This is a genomic window from Mesorhizobium sp. M6A.T.Cr.TU.017.01.1.1, assembly GCF_004023115.1.
GTDB lineage: Bacteria > Pseudomonadota > Alphaproteobacteria > Rhizobiales > Rhizobiaceae > Mesorhizobium > Mesorhizobium mediterraneum.
In genome coordinates this window covers 15370-32828 of the sequence record NZ_RZTA01000026.1, presented here as the reverse complement: position 1 = coordinate 32828, position 17459 = coordinate 15370, and the positions used below count along the sequence as shown (strand labels likewise).

Below are 17459 nucleotides of genomic sequence, written 5' to 3'. Positions count from 1 at the left end.
CTGAGCGGAAAGGCATCTGTTTCGGTGACTTCCATTGGCCGAGTCCCGTCATCGTTTGTCATGGCCGCCCGCAATCATGGCTGATTGGTCCCAACGGCGCTGGCTGTCGATTGTTCCCAGCGGCGCAAGGCAAGAATCGCGGACGCCTGGCTTTTTGGTTGAGCATTGGGTTTTCCCAAAGCTGGTACCCACTTTCTAGCCGATGATCCTGAATCCGTTCGGCTCCTGACCGGGATCGACGTCTTGGGATGTCACGCCGGAAACCGACGCTCCGGTCGGCCCTTTCCACAACCGGTTCATCATCGTCGAAACCGCGCCTTCGGCCCCGACGATCAGTGCCGTTACGGATCCGTCATCTTCGTTGCGAACCCATCCGGACAGACCGAGCCTCTCGGCCTCGGTCCGTGTCCACACGCGAAACGAGACGCCTTGCACCCTTCCACTGAGCCTGACGCGTACCGCTTTGCGCCCATCCTCCATCATGATCACCTCCGTGCCAGTGGTTTTCTCATATCTTCAACTCCCCGGCGGCGGAAAAGGCTCCGCCTTCGCATTTCCAAGGGCTTCGGCCGGCCGCCAGTCCGATCCGCATGATATCGGCAACGGAACCATGCGGCGGCGGCTTTGTTAAGGACGGACAGCTGCAGGTTGCTGGGCTTCGGAGCCACGATTTCATGACTAACGATTCTCCAACGGGAGGCGCCATCCCGGCATCCGTTCCGACGATCGATCCAAAAGCCGCGCCGACGCTTCAGCACGCCGAGGCCGAGGTCTTCTACACAGAGGCGATCCGCGAGCTCGCCGCGACGGACATCCCCTTTCTTGTCGCCGGCACCTATGCGGTGAGCGCCTACACAGGCGTCACGCGCCAGACGAAGGACCTCGACATTTTCTGCAAGGCCGGCGACTACGCGCGCATTCTCGCGCATTTCAAGCAGGCCGGCTATGCGGTCGAGATCGTGGACGACCGATGGCTCGGAAAGGTCTTCAAAAGCACGCATTTTTTTGACGTCATATTCGCTTCAGCCAATGGCACCATGCCGGTCGGCGACCAATGGCTGGAGCATGCACGGCAAATCGAGCTGCTGGGCAGTCAGGTGCGGATCGTAGGTCCGACCGAGCTTATCTGGTCCAAGTGCTTCATCCAGGACAGAGGCCGCCACGACGGCGCCGACGTCGCTCATACAATCCTCAAAGCGCAGGATCAGATCGATTGGCACCGGCTGCTTTCCTATCTGGAGGTTCACTGGGAGGTGCTGCTGATGCAGCTTCTGAATTTCCGATGGATCTATCCGAGCGAGCGCGATCATATCCCGGCCTGGCTGCTCGACGAATTGCTTGACCGGCTCGCCAAGCAGAGGGAGTTGCCTACTCCCCGAATGAAAATCTGCCGCGGACGCCTGCTTTCGCCGACCGACTACGAGATCGACGTGAAGGAATGGGGCTTTGCCGGCGTCGGTGGAACAGGAGAATTTCGTGATGGCTGAGAAGGGCACAACCGCCACGGCAAGAGTTGGGAACGGCGGCACCGTCAGGATTGCGGCTGTCGGCGATCTGCATGTGCGTGAAGACGGCCAGGCCTCCTGCCGTGATCTCTTCGGCGAGGTCTCGCGCGAAGCGGACGTCCTCGTTCTCACTGGCGACCTCACCAATCTCGGCAAGCCCCGAGAGGCCGAAATCCTTGCGGAGGATTTGCGCGCCTGTGCAATCCCGGTCGTCGCCGTGCTCGGCAACCATGACTATGAATCCGGCGCGGTCGAAGACGTCGCCCACATCCTTCGGCAGGCAGGCGTCCATCTTCTTGACGGCCAGACGACGGAAATCAAGGAGGTCGGCTTTGTCGGCGTGAAGGGTTTCATTGGCGGTTTTGGGTCACGCATGCTCGGCTCGTTCGGTGAGCCGGCGATCAAGGCGATGGTTGCTGAAAGCGTCAGCGAGTCGATGCGGCTCGAAAACGCAATGCGGCAGGTTCGCACCGAACGCACGCTCGTCGTCCTGCACTACGCTCCGGTCATCGAGACGGTCGCTGGCGAGCCGTTGGAGATTTTTCCGTTCCTGGGCTCGTCGCGCCTGGCGGAGACGATCGATCGGTTCAAGGTCACCGCCGTGGTGCATGGCCACGCGCATCGCGGCGTCTATGAAGGCCGCACACCCGGTGGTGCCCCGGTATATAACGTCGCCATGCACGTGGCGAAGCCGACCGGCCGTCCTTACGCCTTGCTCGAAATCTGAAACTCCCTGCGCGTCGTTAGAGCGGGACGCGTTCAAGTTGAACTAGGCTCTCTGTTTGTTTTAGCCGCATTTCTGCGACGCCAAGTGATTCCGCTTGGCTGCAAAATGCTCTAGCGGTCGATCTCGCCGAATACGATATCGAGCGACCCGATGATCGCAGCGACATCGGCGATCATGTGCCCCCGCGACAGAAAATCCATCGCCTGCAGATGGGCAAAGGACGGCGCCCGGATCTTGCATCGATACGGAGTATTGCTGCCATTCGAAACCAGATAGACGCCGAACTCGCCCTTCGGCGCCTCCACGGCGGCGTAGACTTCTCCAGCGGGCACACGAATACCTTCCGTGTAGAGTTTGAAATGGTGGATCGTCGCTTCCATTGAGCGCTTCATCGTCGCTCGCGGCGGCGGCGTGATCTTCTGGTTCGGGATCGCGACCGGCCCGCGGCCTTCGGGCGCTCTCAATTTCTCCAGGCATTGCTTCATGATCCGGACCGATTGGCGCATTTCCTCCATGCGGACGAGATAGCGGTCATAGCAGTCGCCGTTCTTGCCGATCGGAATGTCGAAATCCATCTCGGGGTAGCATTCATATGGCTGTGCCTTGCGCAAATCCCATGCCGCTCCCGATCCGCGCACCATGGGGCCGGAGAAGCCCCAGGCCCAGGCGTCGTCCTGCCCGATCACACCGACATCGACATTGCGCTGCTTGAAGATGCGGTTGCCGGTGAGCAATTCGTCGAGGTTGTCGCAGACCTTGAGGAACGGGTCGCAGAAAGCCCAGATGTCGTCCAGAAGCTTCGGAGGCAGGTCCTGGTGCACGCCGCCGACCCTGAAATAATTCGCATGCATGCGGGCGCCGGAGGCGCGCTCGTAAAAGACCATCAGCTTCTCGCGCTCGGCGAAACCCCAGAGCGGCGGGGTCAGCGCGCCGATGTCCATGGCCTGGGTCGTGACGTTGAGGAGATGTGACAAGAGCCGGCCGATTTCGCAAAAGAGAACACGGATAAGCTGTCCGCGCTTCGGCACCGATATTTCGAGCAGCTTCTCGGCGGCGAGGCAGAACGCATGCTCCTGGTTCATCGGCGCCACGTAATCGAGCCGGTCGAAATAGGGCAAGGCCTGCAGATAATTCTTGTACTCGATGAGTTTTTCCGTGCCGCGGTGGAGCAGGCCGATGTGGGGATCGGCGCGGTCGACGATCTCGCCGTCCAGTTCCAGCACCAGCCGCAGGACGCCGTGAGCAGAAGGATGCTGCGGCCCGAAGTTGAGGGTGAAGTTGCGAACTGCGGCTTCGACCATGACGGTGCTCCGCTGTACTGGGTCTTTACGGCCGAAGCCGGGTGCTCCGGTCAGCCACGCCCGGCCCGATCAGGTCGTTGTCTGGATGATCAGCGTCAGCATGCCATCGCCATCGATGTTGGCAGCGACAACCTGCGAGGAATCCAGCCCGCTTGCCGCCAGCGCCGTTGCTGCCTGCGGCGACGCATCGATCGAGCTCTGCAGGGTGAGCAGATCTTCAACGCTGGTCTGGGTGATCACGGCCTCGGCTTGTGTCTTGAGTTCCGGAGGCAAATCCTCGAGGGCGACGATCGCAATCCCGGTAAAGTTCTGGTCCGTGAAACCCTGATCCGGTAGCGCTTGATCCGGCAGGGCTTGGTCGGGCGGCGTTTGGTTAGGCAGGCTTGGATCGGGCAGGACTTCCGGGGCCGGGGGTGCGATTTGGGGAAGCTGCGGGTCGGTGGATTGCGCGTGGATCGGCTGCGCCAGGGCCAATCCCGAAAGGGCGGCAATTGTCGTCAACATGCGCATGATCGTTCCTTCCGTTTTCCGTTTTGCTCAGGGAGGATCACTTGGTCACCACTCAACCATTGTGCCGGATTATGGTTCCCGTCGTCACGGATATGCCATTGGTGGAAGCTCTGCCGCATCGCCCATCCGGTCGCGCGTGGTCGAAACATGGAACGATTCCGAAAGGCGTTCATTCTCCCCCGATCACACCCTTGATCACAGGTTTGGCGGGGCGCTTCACCTCGAGGAGAAAGCCATGAGAATCAGCGAGTGCATGACACAGAATGTTCAGGTCGCCAGTCCGGAGCAGTCCTTGCGGGATGCCGCACGAGCCATGGCCGATCTTGACGCCGGTGTTCTGCCCGTCGGCGAGAATGACCGGCTGGTCGGCATGATCACGGACCGCGACATTGCCGTCCGCGGCATCGCGGAGGGCAGAGGCCCCGACGCCAAGATCAGGGACGTGATGAGCGCGGAGGTGCAATGCTGCTTTGACGACCAGGAAGTCGACGATGTCCTTCAGAACATGGGCAATCTCAAACTGCGGCGAATGCCGGTGATCAGCCGCGACCGGCGGTTGGTTGGCATTGTCTCGCTCGGCGATCTCGCCGCGAATGGCGAGGCGGCCTGGGCCGGCGAAGCGCTGGGCGGCATTTCGCAGCCGGGCGGCGACCATTCGCAGACAGCGCACTGATGCATCATACATCATAATTGAATTCGAAGTTCCTGCTCCATCGCCGGCATCGTCGCTCGGGAACTTCGAAATCCAAAACTGCACGGTTTCACGCCTTTGCGCTACAGCGCCGTGCGCCCGTTCGCATGATCCACCGGGAAAATCTATTCCGATTTTCCCGGTGGATCATGCGTCGGGCCCGATGTTATGCAACGGAGAATCGATCGATGACCCACAGCCATGTTCCGTCGCCTTGGCGGCGGGCGACCTCGGCGGTCACGGTGCCATCGGGAAGATGGGTTGAGGTGAGTGCCAGGTCTCCGCTGACAACAGCCGGGGCCTGATTTCCGGCAGCAAATTTTCGGCCCGTTGCGGTGATCTCCGCGAAGAGTGCCCGGATCGCTTCCCGGCTACGCGTCAGCTGCCCTTCACCGCTGTCGACGACGGCGTTCTGCTCAAAAAGCGCGGCCATGCCGTCGATGTCTCCCACCCACTGCCGGGAAATCAGCAGGCGCTCCAAATCCTGGGGATCATGCGCCGGCTCACGGCCTGGCTCATCGGTCATGGCGACACTCCTCCGACGCTCTCATGAACTACAGGTTCTCACGAACTGCAGGGTCTCATGAGTTGCAGGCTGCCGCAAAGGCCTTGGCGGCCTGGGCACTGCCCTTGAGGGAAACATCGTAGGTGGATTCTCCGCCGAGGTTGATGTGAAGACTGCTTCCGGATGCGATCCAGCCCAGCAGTGGATCCTTGGCGCTAGCCTTGAATACCGGCATGGACGCCAAGGTCGGGGAGACCTGGATTTCCCCGAGGTAGAGCAGCGTGGCGATCACCCTCCCCGGTCGACATCGCGGTCCGCAACTCGCCATTTGGCGGCGCCGGCGCGGCGCCGGTGGCTGCGGCCCTCGTTGAGGAAGTCGGCGATCCTTGCCGCCAACTTCGCCGAGGCGAAGGTGAGCAGCCGGTCGTGATGGACGACGGGCTCGTCGTTCTCATTGTCCCAGATCTCGAACCGGCAGCTTGGGTTCGGTATAGCTTCGAAACGGTGCTTCATATCGATGGTCCCGGTCGTTTGGTTGCCTTGGGCGGTCGAGGATGCAAGGGCATGGGCCGTGCCGTGGTGGGCAGTGCGGGCGCGCTTTCGCCAGCGCTGTTGGCAAACAGGAGAAGGTCGGCCCTGGCCCACAGCAGATAGCAGGCAAGCAATGTCAGCGGCGCGGCAACGAGGGCAGGGGAACCGCCCAACCACACCTCAGGCAAGGCGGCGCCCATCGACAGCGCCGCCGCGAGCATCGCCGGCAGGCGGCTGGCCAGCACCGCACTGCGGAACAGATCGGGCCATCCAGCCGGCCACCCGGGCACGCTGGCGCCGGGCCTGTAGGCGGCGCTGCCGAACTTGCCGAGCGCATGCAGCAGTCCGGCGGTCGCCGCCAGCACCGGCTGGCCGAACAGGAACAGTGCTGCGCCAAGCCCGATCGCGCCGATCCCCGACAGGAGATCGGCGAGGCGGTTAAGCGCTGGATCGGGGACATCCCGCCCGGCCCAGGCGCGGTGATAGACCTCGCCGCTGCAGAAGAAGACCAGCGTTGCCAACGTCAGCGCCACCGCACTGCTGCTGCCAGCGAAATAGTCGAACAGCGCGGCGCCGCCGCGCATGCCGGATCCCTGAGGGGCGGCGAGCTGGATCGTGACGCCCATCACCAGCCCGAGCGCGTTGCCAAGATTGTAGTAGCCGCCAGGACCGGCCATACGCGCCCGGATCGCCGCCGCAAATCGTGAAAGCGCCTCCGCGGTCCGGCCAGGACCCGCAGCCTTCGGTTTCGCGTCGAGACTCGACGGCTCGAAGGACAAGAGCTCGGCCAGCGCCGAGGCAGTGCGCCATTCGGATAGCGCGTCGTCCCGGCGGAGTGGCGCGTGATCGTTGTCGAATCGCATCGAACCCTCCTCGTCATGGAGCCGACGGTTCCGGAGAGCTCGAGGCCTCCGGTGATCGGCTGTGATCGACGGACCGAGGTTCTGCGACCCCGGCTTACGGATGGCTTACGGGCGTTTTGGATTATGCTTTTGGCAGCGGCACGCTCGCTCGATGTCGCCTCGGTTAGCTTGCCTTTGGCGCGAGCCGCTGCGCGACATGGTCGGCGATCGTCAGGCTTGAGGTCAGGCCGGGGCTCTCGATGCCGAACAAATTGACCAGACTGTCCACGCCGTGCACCGCCGCGTCCTGGATGACGAAGTCGGCATTGGCTTCGCCCGGACCGGACAGCTTCGGCCGGATGCCGCTATAGGCGGGCTGCAGGTCGCCAGCGGCGAGGTCCGGCCAGTATTTGCGGATCGTAGAAGCGCTCGCCACGCGTTGGATCGACGCGATAGTCGAGCTGATCCGTCCATTCGACGTCCGGCCCGAAGCGGGCGACGCCATCGCCGCTGGTGCTGTCGACTGCGTCGAGAACGATGCGCCCACCCTCGATGCGGCCGCAGACGATGCGGGTGTTGAGGCTGAGTGCCGCCCCGTGCTCCTCTACGTCGCCCCGCAAAGCAAGCATCAGGGCGTGGCTGTCGATGATGCCGGTGGCGGGCGACAGCAGGGCGGCCGTGCACCGCAGCTTGGGCTCCAGCGCGCGTGCCCCTGCTGCGGTCAAGGGTGTCAGGTCGCCCGCGCCGCAAGCAGAGGCGTTGGCCAGAATGGAAGCAAGCACCGGCTCCTGTTCGGCATCTGTGGCGACGATGAGCTTGCCGCAGCGCGCATGCGGAACCGCCCGCTTCTCGCAATAACGGTAAAGCTGTTCCCGGCCTGCCACGCAGAGCCGGGCCTTCTGCGATCCGGCCGGATAGTAGATGCCGGCATGGATGACCTCGGAATTGCGCGAACTCGTTCCGGTGCCGATGGCATTCTCGGCCTCGAGGACCAGGGTGTCCATCCCGCGCTGCGCCATCTCTCGCGCGATCGCGAGGCCAATGACGCCGGCGCCGGCGACGATGCAGTCGACGTGGTCCATGATCAGGCCACCTCAGCCTTGTTGTTGTGCCTGCTGGTGAGCCGTTCGGGAATCATGTCTCGGCGATGCGCACAGCCGGCTTGGCGCAGCTTCTCGCGTTCCAAGGCCTCGAAGCTGAAATTCTGCATGTCTTTGTCCATCCGCCAGCCCTTCCGAAAGGGCTTGACACCCTTACAAGAAACAGATGCACCAAACACCATTAATGCTAGAGGCGATGCGCGCCGAACGGCGGCAGGACCCGGCGTGCAGGACAGGACCCATCATGGACGCTCGACCGAATTCTCCCGAAGCTCGCGACATCAGCTATCACATGCACGGCTACACCAATGCCCGCAAGCATGAGGAAGCAGGGCCGCTCGTCATCGAGAAGGGCGACGGCATCTATGTCGAGGATCTGGCCGGCAACCGCTACATCGAGGCGATGGCCGGGCTTTGGAGCGTCGCGGTCGGCTTCTCGGAGAAGCGGCTGGTCGATGCGGCGGTGCGCCAGATGTCCAAGCTGCCTTATTATCACGACTTCGGCTCCAAATCGCATTCGCCGCTGATCGATCTCGCCGAGAAGCTGGTGCAGATGGCGCCGGTGCCGATGAGCAAGGCGTATTTCACCAATTCCGGCTCCGAGGCCAACGACACGGCCATGAAGATGATCTGGTACCGGTCGAATGCGCTCGGCCAGCCGGCACGCAAGAAGATCATCAGCCGCATTCGCGGCTATCACGGCGTCACCATCGCCTCGGCAAGCCTGACCGGCCTGCCCAACAATCACATTTCCTTCGACCTGCCGATCGCCAGTGTGCTGCACACGTCGACGCCGCACCATTGGCGCGAGGCGCTGCCAGGCGAGAGCGAAGAGCAGTTTTCGAGCCGGCTTGCCGACGACTTGGAAAAGCTGATCCTGGCCGAGGGCCCGGAAACCATCGCCGCCTTCTTCGGCGAGCCGATCATGGGCGCCGGCGGCGTCATCGTTCCGCCGGCCGGCTACTGGGAGAAGATACAGGCGGTCCTGTCGAAGTACGACATCCTGATCGTCGCCGACGAGGTCATCTGCGGTTTTGGCCGAACCGGCGAGATGTTCGGTTCGCAGACCTTCGGCATCAGGCCTGACATCATGGTGCTGTCGAAGCAGATCTCTTCTTCCTACCTGCCGATCTCGGCCCTGCTGATCAACGAGAAAATGTTCGAGCCGATTGCCGACGAAAGCAATCGGATCGGCACCTTCGGTCATGGCTTCACCGGCGGCGGCCATCCCGTCGCGGCGGCGGTCGCGCTCGAGAACCTGAAGCTGATCGAGGAGCGCGACCTTGTCGGCAATGCGCGCACGGTCGGCGCGCATATGCAGAAACGGCTGCGCAACCTCGCTTCGCACCCGCTTGTCGGCGAGGTGCGTGGCGTCGGCCTGATCGCGGCGGTCGAACTGGTCGGCGATAAGGTGACCAAGACGCCGTGGGAGACGGCCGGCGCGCTGGGCGGGCTTGTCAACGGCTTCATGCAGCAGAACGGCGTCATCTCGCGCAACATGGGCGACGCGCTGGCCTTCTGCCCGCCGCTGATCATCACCGAGCCCCAGGTCGATCAGATGATCGACGCGTTTGAAAGATCGCTCGAAGCCGCAGTCAAGCAGGTCGGACTATAGGGCTGAACAGCCCACCCGAAGGCAGAGGCTGAATGGGCGTTGGTGATTGGCGAAAGCCGAAGCGGTATCCAATCTCCCCCCTTGCGGGGGAGATGTCCGGTAGGACAGAGGGGGGTGTGAAGGATCGCCAACTTTCGACTTCAGCCTTGCCAACCCGAATCAGCTTGAGGGCGCGGCTGCGATCGATTGACAGGTCGGAGGGAAGCACCCCCCTCTGCCTGCCGGCATCTCCCCCGCAAGGGGGGAGATCGGCAGCTTCGGCGGCGCCGCCAAGCTCGGTAATTGGTCTGAAGCGATTGCTGGGAACGATTGCCCAGGACCATTACTTGAACATCCTTTGCGCAGGTGCTACGTCGCCCATATCGACAGGGGCGCTCCGTATTGCCGGGGCTGAGATGGTGGGTGCAAGCCTTCGGTCCCTCAAGCTGATCTGGGTAATGCCAGCGGAGCGAGGCGACCATGTTTTCAGGTGCACAGATTTCCCTGTATCCGATGTGCGACGATTTTGTCGACGTCATCCTTGGGGCACTTTCGGCGATGGACCCCTATCGACCGAATTTCCGCATCGAGACCGACGACATCTCGACGCTGATCGTCGGCCCGCCGGAACAGCTTTTCCCGGCCATGCGCGACCTCTTCGCATCGGCGGCGGCAAGTGACGTGCATTGCGTGTTGTCGGCGACGGTGTCGCGCGGCTGTCCGGGCGAGCCTGACGATCCGATCTGCACACCGATTTCCGGCAGCAGCCACGAGCTGTCCCTGGCCGAGCGCATCGGCGCGGCGCGGGCGCATGTCGACAGTGCGAAAAAGCTTGGACAGGAGGTCGCCGCGCAGTTCTCGCTCTATCCGCTCGGCGAGGGCCATCACATGGACGAGATCTACGGCTGTATCGACTTCCTCAAGACTTCGGGCGTCTTCGACAGGTCGAAGAATTTCTGCACGAAGCTGAAAGGCGACGCCGGACCGGTGTTCGCGACGCTGTCGGAAGCCTTCCTTCGTTTCGGCGCGCCGCAAGGCCATGTCGCGCTCGATCTCACCGTGTCGGCGAACAGCCCGAGTCCTTGTTAGTGTTGGCTGTCAACGGGTTGCAGCGAAATCCGAAACAGCATCCGGAACGACCACCAGCTTGCCGACAAAGTCCTTGGCAATGAAATCAGCCTGGGCGCGGTGGAAATCGGAGAGCTTGTAGACGCCGCCGACCAGCGGCCGGATCTTCTTGTCTTCGATGTAGCGAACGATACGGCGGAAGTCGTGCCGCGTGCCCTGGCTGGAGCCATGCAGCTGCAACTGCTTGAGATACATGGTGCGCAGATCGAGCTGCACGACCGGGCCGGCAATTGCGCCGGCTGTGGTGTAGCGGCCTTCGGGCCTGAGGATGCGCAGCAGATCGTTGAAGATCGCACCGCCGACCAGGTCGGCCACCACGTCGATCGGCTGGCCGCCGGTCGACTCATTTACCGCAGCCGGCAGGTCAGCCACGCCACGGGTGATCACCGCCTCGGCGCCGATGTCGAGCACGGCCTGTTCCTTGCCCTTGCCGACGACGGCATATGGGATGGCGCCGCGCGCCCGCGCCAGCTGCACGATGCCGGAGCCGACGCCGCCCGACGCGCCGGTGACCAGCACGCGCTCGCCGGCCTTCAATGCGGCGCGTTCCAGCATCTGCTCGCCGGTGAGATAGGCGCAGCAGAAGGTGGCGAGTTCGACATCGGTCAACTCGGTGTCGACGACATGGGCGTTCTCGGCCGGCACGGTCTGATACTCGGCATAGCCGCCGTCACGGCCGTGGCCCATATAGTCGATGTCGGCGAGTGAATCGTCGTCGCGGTTGTAGATGGAGAAGTCGACCATCACCCGCTCGCCGATACGGTCCGGCGAGACACCATCGCCGACTGAGACGATGTGGCCGACCGTGTCGGTGCCCTGGATGCGCGGGAAGGTCAGCGTGTTGCCCTGACGCCGCCAGGTCGATACGGCGGCAGCATCTTCCTCCGTGCCATAGGCGCCCTGTCGCACCCAGACATCGGTGTTGTTCATGCCGCAAGCGGTGACCTTGATCAGCACTTCGTCAGGGGCGGGCGACGGCACTTTCACGTCGGTGCGGTAGACGAGCTTTTCCGGTCCGCCGTGACCAGTCAGCTGCACGGCGGCCATGGTGGCGGGGAGGGTTTTGGTCATGGCGTTCATGTCAGTTTTCAGATGTTGGCAAACACGCTCTTCACCGCATCCGCCGTCTTCGACACGACGATGTCGGCCTCTTCGCGCGTCAGGCAGAGCGGCGGCGCGAAGCCGAGAATGTCGCCTTGCGGCATGGCGCGGCCGATGACGCCGCTTGCCGCAAGGGCGGTAGCGACCTGCGGCCCGATCTTCTGCGAGGCGTCGAAGAACACGCGGTCGTCCCGGTCGGCGACGAACTCGATTGCCGCCAGCATGCCGTCGCCGCGGACGTCACCGACATGTTTGTGGCCGCCGACGGCTTTCGTCAGTTCGGCGCGGAAATAGGCGCCGGTCTCGCCGGCGTTGGTCACCAGGTCCATCTCGTCGATCAGCTCGAGATTGGCGACGCCGGCGGCAACGCAGATCGGATGCGCCGAATAGGTCCAGCCATGGCCTATGCTGCCGAGCTTGTCGGAACCCTGCACCAGCACCTGCCAGACCTTGTCTGCGACGATGACGCCCGACAGCGGCGCATAGGCCGAGGTCAGGCCCTTGGCGATGGTGATCAGGTCGGGCTTGATGCCGTAGTGGTCGGAGCCGAACATGGTGCCCAGCCGGCCGAAGCCGGTGACCACTTCGTCGGCGACCAGCAGCACATCGTATTTCTTCAGCACCGCCTGGATCTTTTCCCAGTAGAGGACGGGCGGCGGCACGATGCCGCCGGTGCCGAGGATCGGCTCGCCGATGAAGGCGGCGACCGTGTCCGGGCCCTCGGCCAGGATCATCTCTTCGAGCTTGTCGGCGCAGTGTTGGGAAAACTGTTCCTCGCTCATCGAGCGGTCGGCGCGGCGGAAATAGTAGGGCGCCTCGGTGTGCAGGATCGGCGCACGCGGCAGGTCGAAGGCGTTGTGGAACAGGTCGAGCCCGGTCAGCGAACCGGTCATGACGCCGGAGCCATGATAGCCGCGCCAGCGCGAGATGATCTTCTTCTTCTCCGGCCGGCCGAGCACGTTGTTGTAGTACCAGATCAGCTTGATGTTGGTCTCGTTGGCGTCGGAGCCGGAGAGGCCGAAATAGACCCTCGACATCCCTTGCGGGGCGCGGTCGATGATCATCTTGGAGAGCGTGATCGACGCCTCGGTGCCGTGGCCGACATAGGCATGGTAGTAGGCGAGGTTCTTGGCTTGCGCGGCGATGGCATCCGCGATTTTCTGGCGGCCATAGCCGACATTGACGCAGTAAAGCCCGGCGAAAGCATCGATGCTCTTGCGCCCATTATTGTCCCAGATGGTGACGCCTTCGCCGCCGGCGATGATGCGGGTCGGGCTCTCGCCGCGCGCGTGGGTGCCCATATGGGTCGAGGGATGGAAGAAGTGGTCGCGGTCCCAAGCGGCGAGTTCGTTGGACTGGTCGAGCATCTTTTTTACTCCTAAGGAAAAGTGTGGGGCGCGGCCTAGGCCACATCCAGGCAGAGGTATTTGAGATCGGTAAAGGCTTCGAGCCCATGGCGCGAGCCCTCGCGGCCGATGCCGGACTGTTTGACGCCGCCGAACGGGATCGGCGCGCCGGTGATCTTGACCCGGTTGATGGCGACCATGCCGTAGTCGAGCGCGCGGCCCATGCGCAACTGGCGGCCGCCGTTCTCGGTGACGACATAGGCGACGAGGCCGTACTCGGTGGCGTTGGCGCGGGCGACGACTTCCTCTTCGCTGTCGAAGGGCGTCACCGCGGCGACCGGACCAAAAGTTTCCTCGCGCATGATCAGCGCGTCGTCGGTGACATCGGCCAGCAGGGTCGGCTGGTAGAACAGCGGTCCTGCAGAATCGCGTTTGCCGCCGGTGAGGCAGCGTGCGCCATGGGCGAGCGCATCGGCGACCTGCTCCTCGACCTTCTTGACGCCGCGCTCGTGCATCAAAGGCCCGATGTCGGTGTCATCGGCCAGGCCATTGCCTGTCCGCAACGCGTCGATGCGCCTGGCGAAGGCGGCGCAGAAACGATCGTAGATCGGGCGCTGGACATAGATGCGGTTGGCGGCGAGGCAATCCTGGCCGGACGTGGCGAATTTGGCGTCGACGGCGATGGTCACAGCCTTGTCGAGATCGGCGTCGGCAAAGACGATCAGCGGCGCATGGCCGCCAAGCTCCATCACCAGCCGCTTCATCGTCGGCGCACTTTGCGCGGCGATCAGCCTGCCGATCTCGGTCGAGCCGGTGAAGCTCATGGCCCGCACGCGAGCGTCTTCGCACATCCGCCCAACGATGGTCGAAGCCTTGCCGGTGAGAACGTTGAAGACGCCTGCCGGCAGGCCGGCGCGTTCGCCGAGCTCGGCCAGCGCCAGTGCCGATAGCGGCGTTTCAGACGAGGGGTGCGCGACGATGGTGCAGCCGGCGGCAAGGGCGGCGGCCGCCTTGCGGGTCAGCATGGCCGCGGGAAAATTCCACGGTGTGACGACGCCGACGACACCGAGCGGTTCGCGCCGCACCATCATCTCGGCATTTGGCAAATGGCTGGTGACGCTTTCGGCGTTGAGACGTTTTGCCTCCTCGGCATACCACTCGACGAAAGAGGCGGCATAGTCGATCTCGCCAAGCGACTCCTTAAGCGGCTTGCCTTGTTCGAGCGTCATCAGGAGCGCCAGATCATCCTTGGCGGCGATGATCAGGTCGAACCATTTTCGTAGGATTTTCGAGCGCTCCTGCGGCAAAAGTCCGCGCCAGGCGGGAAAGGCGCGCGATGCCGCGTCGATCGCCTTGCTCGTCTGCCTGCTATCGAGCGCGGCAACCCAGGCAACGGTGGCGCTTGTGGCAGGATCGGTCACCTCGAAGCTCTCGGCGGCCTCACTCGCCGTCCAATGGCCGTCGACATAGGCGAGCTCGCGCAGCAGCCGGCGGTCGGCGAGGCGGTCGAGTGCATCATGGCGGTGTGGGCGGGCAAAATGCGCGGACATGTTCGAGGTCTCCCGATGTCGAGGCGATGTGGAGAGACTATGCGCGCGGTGCAGACAGAGAGACTGTTTCAACGCCGTTGCGTAGAGAGATTGTCTCTATTGCATCGCCCGGGTAGACGATCTCTCTAGCGTTACGACGACACCGGCAGCAGATCCGCCACCGGCAAGGAAATCTCCTCCTTCACCGTCTTGGTGACGATGTAGGTGAAATAGCGATCGATGCCGATCTCGCGTTCGAGCAGCGCGTCTACGAGCCGCTGATAGGCGTCGATGTCGCGCGCCATCACTTTCAGCAGATAGTCGACGCCGCCGCCCACCGACCAGCAGGCAACGATTTCGGGAACATCGCGGATGACGCGCTCGAAGCGGTCGAAATCGGCTTGTCGGTGGCTGGCCAGCGTCACCTCCATCAGCACGGTTGCGACCGGCGCGACGGCGCGCATCGCAACCTTGGCGTGATAGCCGGAGACGATGCCGGCCTTTTCCAGCTTGCGCAGCCGCATCCAGCACGGCGTCGGCGACAGGCCAACCTTGTCGGCCAGCGCCAGCTTGGTGATGCGCCCGTCGCGCTGAACCGCGTCGAGGATTTTGAGGTCGATCTGATCGAGTTTCAATGCGGCCATGAGCGTCTGCTTTTTTCTTGCCCGACACCATGACGGCGCATTATTTCGATTGTCAATTGCACTGATTTCGATCTCTAATAAGTCATGACATTGTGGCGTCCAGATCCCGCGCTCATCCGGCGGCCGGCCTATCAATCGCTCGCCGACCAGTTTGCGCGTGCGATCCATGACGGGCGGCTGGCCAACGGCGCGCGGCTGCCGACGCATCGCCGGCTGGCCGACGACCTGAAGCTTTCGGTGCAGACGGTCAGTCGCGCCTATGAGGAACTGATCCGCCGGGGCCTGGTTTCCGGCGAGATCGGCCGCGGCAGCTTCGTGCAGACACAGCGCCGCGAGCCGGAGCCGCCATACCTGCCGGAGCGCCTCGGCGAGGTCATCGATCTCTCCATCCTGAAGCCGGTGTGCGAGCCGATGCATCTGGAGCGGCTAAAGCAGGCGCTGGGCTGGCTCGCCGAGAACCTGCCGTCTAGCTCGGCGCTGTCGTTCCGGCCGAACATGGTGTTTCCGCGCCACCGCGCCGTCGCGGTCGACTGGCTGCGGCTCTGCGGTCTCGATGTGTCCGCGCAGAATGTCAGCCTGACCAACGGCGCCACGGCCGGCATGACGGTGGCGCTGATGAGCGTGGCGCCGCCGGGTTCGACCGTCGCCACCGAGGCGATCGGCCATCACACGCTGATCCCGCTGGCGCGCTATCTCGGCTTCAACCTCGAAGGACTGCCGATCGACGACAATGGCGTGATCCCGGAGGCGCTCGACGAGGCTTGCCGGTTGTCCGATATCCGCGCCGTATTCGTGCAGCCCTCGGTGATCAACCCGACCGCGACGCTTATGGACGCCGCGCGGCGCGAGCAGATCGCCGCGGTTGCGCGCAAGCACGACATCGCCATCATCGAGAACGACGTGCTCGGCCCCCTGGTCGAGGGCCGTCCGCCGCCGGTCGCCGCCTTCGCGCCCGAGCGCACGCTCTACGTCACCTCCTTCACCAAGATCGTGGTACCGGGCCTGAGCATCGGCTATCTCGCGGCGCCCGACCGCTATGTAGCCGCCGTCGCCAACCGGCATCTCGTCTCCAACTGGATGGCGACGCCACTGGTGGCGGAGATCGCCACAAAATGGGTCGCCGACGGCACGGCGATGGAGCTCGTCCGCTGGCAACGTTCGGCGCTGCGGCGGCGGCAGGAGATCGCCGCCGAAGTGCTTGCCGGGGTCGACTACCGTGTCCATCGCGACGGATTGCATCTGTGGCTGCAGCTGCCCGGCGACCGCGCCGAGGAGAGTTTCGTCTCACAGGCCCGTTTGCAGGGCGTGGCGATCGCGCCAGGCACATCCTTCCGCATTTCGCAGGAGCCATGGCAGCCGGCAGTGCGGATCTCGCTGGGCTCGACCACCGAGGGGGAACTGCGCGCCGGCTTGAGCGTTGTCACCAAACTTCTGCTCGGCGATCCGGAGCATCTTCTGCTGGCGATCTAGGCAGACATTGCCGCGAAATTGTGCGGAGCCAGAAACATTGTCATGATATTATTTTCCTGATTGACATGATTTGGCGCGTTCCGCATCGTTGAAGGCACCAGGTTCTCCAGCACGGGGAAATTCATTGTCCGCGCCCATCATCACGATCGACGGCATTTCGAAAAGCTTCGGCACCTTCAAGGTGCTGGACGGCCTGTCGATGCAGGTCATGCCGCGCGAGAAGCTGGCGCTGATCGGCCCATCCGGCTCGGGCAAGACGACGATCCTGCGCATCCTGATGACGCTGGAGAGGATCGACAGCGGCCACATCCAGATCGACGGTGAGCAGCTTTACCACATGGAGCGCAACGGCCAGTTGCTGGCCGCCGACGAACGGCATCTGGCAAGAATGCGCCAGAAGATCGGCATGGTCTTCCAGCTGTTCAACCTGTTTCCGCACAAGAGCGTCATCGACAACGTCACGCTGGCGCCGATCTTGACCAAGGGCATGCCGCGCGCCGCCGCCGAAAAGCGGGCGATGGAACTGCTCGACATGGTCGGCATGGCCGACAAAGCCAAAGCGATGCCGGCGCAGCTCTCCGGTGGGCAGAAACAGCGCGTGGCGATCGCCCGCGCGCTGGCGCTGCAGCCAAGGATCATGCTGTTCGACGAAGTGACATCGGCGCTCGATCCGGAACTGGTCGAGGAGGTGCTGAACGTCTTATGGCGACTCTGCTCCGAGACCGACATGACCATGCTGCTCGTCACCCACGAAATGGGTTTTGCCCATGATTTCGCCGACCGGGTTCTGTTCTTTGACCGCGGCAAGATTGTCGAAGAAGGCAAGCCCGACGAGATTTTCCGCAATCCCAAGCAGGAGCGCACGCAAGGCTTCCTGAAGAAGATCATCGCGGCCGGACATCGCGTCTGACCGCCATGCCAGAGGCGGCAACGCC

19 protein-coding genes, 1 pseudogene and 1 riboswitch are annotated in these 17459 nt (G+C 63.4%); of the genes and pseudogenes, 7 read left to right on the top strand and 13 right to left on the bottom strand.

Going from position 1 to position 17459, the window contains the following annotated elements; genetic code table 11:
* Positions 1-195 precede the first annotated feature (195 nt).
* The gene (locus EOB36_RS11205) at positions 196-480 is read right to left on the bottom strand and encodes an acylphosphatase (protein WP_095489128.1); all 285 of its coding nucleotides are present in this window, start codon (positions 478-480) and stop codon (positions 196-198) included.
* Positions 481-674: 194 nt separating this feature from the next.
* Between EOB36_RS11205 and EOB36_RS11200 the strand changes: the two genes are divergently transcribed.
* Positions 675-1487, top strand: coding sequence for a hypothetical protein (locus EOB36_RS11200; RefSeq protein ID WP_095489259.1), 813 nt, complete (start codon positions 675-677; stop codon positions 1485-1487).
* On the top strand, positions 1480-2232 hold the full coding sequence (locus EOB36_RS11195) for a metallophosphoesterase (RefSeq protein ID WP_095489129.1): 753 nt from the start codon (positions 1480-1482) through the stop codon (positions 2230-2232). The genes EOB36_RS11200 and EOB36_RS11195 overlap by 8 nt, the downstream gene beginning before the upstream one ends.
* Before the next feature lie 110 nt (positions 2233-2342).
* Here the strand turns inward: EOB36_RS11195 and EOB36_RS11190 are convergent, their stop codons facing one another.
* Together EOB36_RS11190 and EOB36_RS11185 are read right to left on the bottom strand one after the other, a co-directional pair.
* Entirely contained in the window at positions 2343-3533 is a 1191-nt protein-coding gene (locus tag EOB36_RS11190) for an NADH-quinone oxidoreductase subunit D (protein WP_128284868.1), read from the bottom strand.
* 69 nt (positions 3534-3602) lie between these two features.
* Positions 3603-4043: a hypothetical protein gene (locus EOB36_RS11185; protein ID WP_127293095.1), complete on the bottom strand. Its 441-nt coding sequence runs from the start codon at positions 4041-4043 to the stop codon at positions 3603-3605.
* A gap of 235 nt (positions 4044-4278) precedes the next feature.
* Here EOB36_RS11185 and EOB36_RS11180 point away from each other — a divergent pair, with 235 nt between their 5' ends.
* Entirely contained in the window at positions 4279-4716 is a 438-nt protein-coding gene (locus EOB36_RS11180; RefSeq protein ID WP_095489132.1) for a CBS domain-containing protein, read from the top strand.
* A gap of 184 nt (positions 4717-4900) precedes the next feature.
* On the opposite strand, the gene EOB36_RS11175 is transcribed toward EOB36_RS11180, so the two are convergent.
* The 6 genes and pseudogenes from EOB36_RS11175 to EOB36_RS35735 all read right to left on the bottom strand — a co-directional run bounded on the left by EOB36_RS11175 (position 4901) and on the right by EOB36_RS35735 (position 7822).
* On the bottom strand, positions 4901-5260 hold the full coding sequence (locus EOB36_RS11175) for a nuclear transport factor 2 family protein (protein ID WP_128284867.1): 360 nt from the start codon (positions 5258-5260) through the stop codon (positions 4901-4903).
* 55 nt (positions 5261-5315) lie between these two features.
* A complete protein-coding gene (locus EOB36_RS11170; RefSeq protein ID WP_128284866.1) occupies positions 5316-5531 on the bottom strand; it encodes a hypothetical protein in 216 nt (71 codons plus the stop codon).
* Positions 5528-5752 carry a hypothetical protein gene (locus EOB36_RS11165; protein WP_095489135.1) on the bottom strand — a complete coding sequence of 75 codons (225 nt, stop codon included), beginning with the start codon at positions 5750-5752 and terminating at the stop codon, positions 5528-5530. The genes EOB36_RS11170 and EOB36_RS11165 overlap by 4 nt, the downstream gene beginning before the upstream one ends.
* Positions 5749-6633, bottom strand: a complete 885-nt coding sequence (locus tag EOB36_RS11160) for a hypothetical protein (RefSeq protein WP_128284865.1) — start codon at positions 6631-6633, stop codon at positions 5749-5751. Before EOB36_RS11160 ends, EOB36_RS11165 begins: the two co-directional genes overlap by 4 nt.
* A 163-nt stretch (positions 6634-6796) precedes the next feature.
* Positions 6797-7694, bottom strand: a pseudogene (locus tag EOB36_RS11155) (FAD-dependent oxidoreductase).
* A gap of 2 nt (positions 7695-7696) precedes the next feature.
* The gene (locus tag EOB36_RS35735) at positions 7697-7822 is read right to left on the bottom strand and encodes a hypothetical protein (protein ID WP_280953402.1); all 126 of its coding nucleotides are present in this window, start codon (positions 7820-7822) and stop codon (positions 7697-7699) included.
* Between the two features lie 134 nt (positions 7823-7956).
* Between EOB36_RS35735 and EOB36_RS11150 the strand changes: the two genes are divergently transcribed.
* Both EOB36_RS11150 and EOB36_RS11145 read left to right on the top strand, forming a co-directional pair.
* Positions 7957-9327 (top strand): aspartate aminotransferase family protein, encoded by a 1371-nt coding sequence (locus tag EOB36_RS11150; protein ID WP_127205529.1) that lies wholly within the window; start codon positions 7957-7959, stop codon positions 9325-9327.
* 357 nt (positions 9328-9684) lie between these two features.
* A riboswitch (TPP riboswitch) is annotated at positions 9685-9796 on the top strand.
* Entirely contained in the window at positions 9787-10395 is a 609-nt protein-coding gene (locus EOB36_RS11145) for a YkoF family thiamine/hydroxymethylpyrimidine-binding protein (protein ID WP_095489260.1), read from the top strand. It overlaps the preceding riboswitch by 10 nt.
* A gap of 9 nt (positions 10396-10404) precedes the next feature.
* Here EOB36_RS11145 and EOB36_RS11140 read toward each other — a convergent pair whose 3' ends face one another.
* The 4 genes from EOB36_RS11140 to EOB36_RS11125 all read right to left on the bottom strand — a co-directional run bounded on the left by EOB36_RS11140 (position 10405) and on the right by EOB36_RS11125 (position 15045).
* Positions 10405-11514 carry an alcohol dehydrogenase family protein gene (locus tag EOB36_RS11140; protein ID WP_128284864.1) on the bottom strand — a complete coding sequence of 370 codons (1110 nt, stop codon included), beginning with the start codon at positions 11512-11514 and terminating at the stop codon, positions 10405-10407.
* Between the two features lie 8 nt (positions 11515-11522).
* Positions 11523-12902, bottom strand: a complete 1380-nt coding sequence (locus EOB36_RS11135) for an aspartate aminotransferase family protein (protein WP_127205531.1) — start codon at positions 12900-12902, stop codon at positions 11523-11525.
* A gap of 35 nt (positions 12903-12937) precedes the next feature.
* Positions 12938-14431 carry an NAD-dependent succinate-semialdehyde dehydrogenase gene (locus tag EOB36_RS11130; protein ID WP_128284863.1) on the bottom strand — a complete coding sequence of 498 codons (1494 nt, stop codon included), beginning with the start codon at positions 14429-14431 and terminating at the stop codon, positions 12938-12940.
* Between the two features lie 131 nt (positions 14432-14562).
* Positions 14563-15045, bottom strand: coding sequence for an Lrp/AsnC family transcriptional regulator (locus tag EOB36_RS11125; protein WP_164759216.1), 483 nt, complete (start codon positions 15043-15045; stop codon positions 14563-14565).
* 93 nt (positions 15046-15138) lie between these two features.
* Here EOB36_RS11125 and EOB36_RS11120 point away from each other — a divergent pair, with 93 nt between their 5' ends.
* Both EOB36_RS11120 and ehuA read left to right on the top strand, forming a co-directional pair.
* Positions 15139-16524 (top strand): PLP-dependent aminotransferase family protein, encoded by a 1386-nt coding sequence (locus tag EOB36_RS11120; protein WP_128284862.1) that lies wholly within the window; start codon positions 15139-15141, stop codon positions 16522-16524.
* Positions 16525-16648: 124 nt separating this feature from the next.
* Entirely contained in the window at positions 16649-17434 is a 786-nt protein-coding gene (gene ehuA, locus EOB36_RS11115; protein WP_128284861.1) for an ectoine/hydroxyectoine ABC transporter ATP-binding protein EhuA, read from the top strand.
* The last annotated feature ends 25 nt before the right edge of the window (positions 17435-17459 follow it).

What these genes read in the sequence shown, in the direction of transcription:
- EOB36_RS11205 (WP_095489128.1), bottom strand. Translation starts at nt 480, where the DNA reads ATGGAGGATGGGCGCAAAGCGGTACGCGTCAGGCTCAGTGGAAGGGTG.
- EOB36_RS11200 (WP_095489259.1), top strand. Translation starts at nt 675, where the DNA reads ATGACTAACGATTCTCCAACGGGAGGCGCCATCCCGGCATCCGTTCCG.
- EOB36_RS11195 (WP_095489129.1), top strand. Translation starts at nt 1,480, where the DNA reads ATGGCTGAGAAGGGCACAACCGCCACGGCAAGAGTTGGGAACGGCGGC.
- EOB36_RS11190 (WP_128284868.1), bottom strand. Translation starts at nt 3,533, where the DNA reads ATGGTCGAAGCCGCAGTTCGCAACTTCACCCTCAACTTCGGGCCGCAG.
- EOB36_RS11185 (WP_127293095.1), bottom strand. Translation starts at nt 4,043, where the DNA reads ATGCGCATGTTGACGACAATTGCCGCCCTTTCGGGATTGGCCCTGGCG.
- EOB36_RS11180 (WP_095489132.1), top strand. Translation starts at nt 4,279, where the DNA reads ATGAGAATCAGCGAGTGCATGACACAGAATGTTCAGGTCGCCAGTCCG.
- EOB36_RS11175 (WP_128284867.1), bottom strand. Translation starts at nt 5,260, where the DNA reads ATGACCGATGAGCCAGGCCGTGAGCCGGCGCATGATCCCCAGGATTTG.
- EOB36_RS11165 (WP_095489135.1), bottom strand. Translation starts at nt 5,752, where the DNA reads ATGAAGCACCGTTTCGAAGCTATACCGAACCCAAGCTGCCGGTTCGAG.
- EOB36_RS11160 (WP_128284865.1), bottom strand. Translation starts at nt 6,633, where the DNA reads ATGCGATTCGACAACGATCACGCGCCACTCCGCCGGGACGACGCGCTA.
- EOB36_RS35735 (WP_280953402.1), bottom strand. Translation starts at nt 7,822, where the DNA reads ATGCAGAATTTCAGCTTCGAGGCCTTGGAACGCGAGAAGCTGCGCCAA.
- EOB36_RS11150 (WP_127205529.1), top strand. Translation starts at nt 7,957, where the DNA reads ATGGACGCTCGACCGAATTCTCCCGAAGCTCGCGACATCAGCTATCAC.
- EOB36_RS11145 (WP_095489260.1), top strand. Translation starts at nt 9,787, where the DNA reads ATGTTTTCAGGTGCACAGATTTCCCTGTATCCGATGTGCGACGATTTT.
- EOB36_RS11140 (WP_128284864.1), bottom strand. Translation starts at nt 11,514, where the DNA reads ATGAACGCCATGACCAAAACCCTCCCCGCCACCATGGCCGCCGTGCAG.
- EOB36_RS11135 (WP_127205531.1), bottom strand. Translation starts at nt 12,902, where the DNA reads ATGCTCGACCAGTCCAACGAACTCGCCGCTTGGGACCGCGACCACTTC.
- EOB36_RS11130 (WP_128284863.1), bottom strand. Translation starts at nt 14,431, where the DNA reads ATGTCCGCGCATTTTGCCCGCCCACACCGCCATGATGCACTCGACCGC.
- EOB36_RS11120 (WP_128284862.1), top strand. Translation starts at nt 15,139, where the DNA reads ATGACATTGTGGCGTCCAGATCCCGCGCTCATCCGGCGGCCGGCCTAT.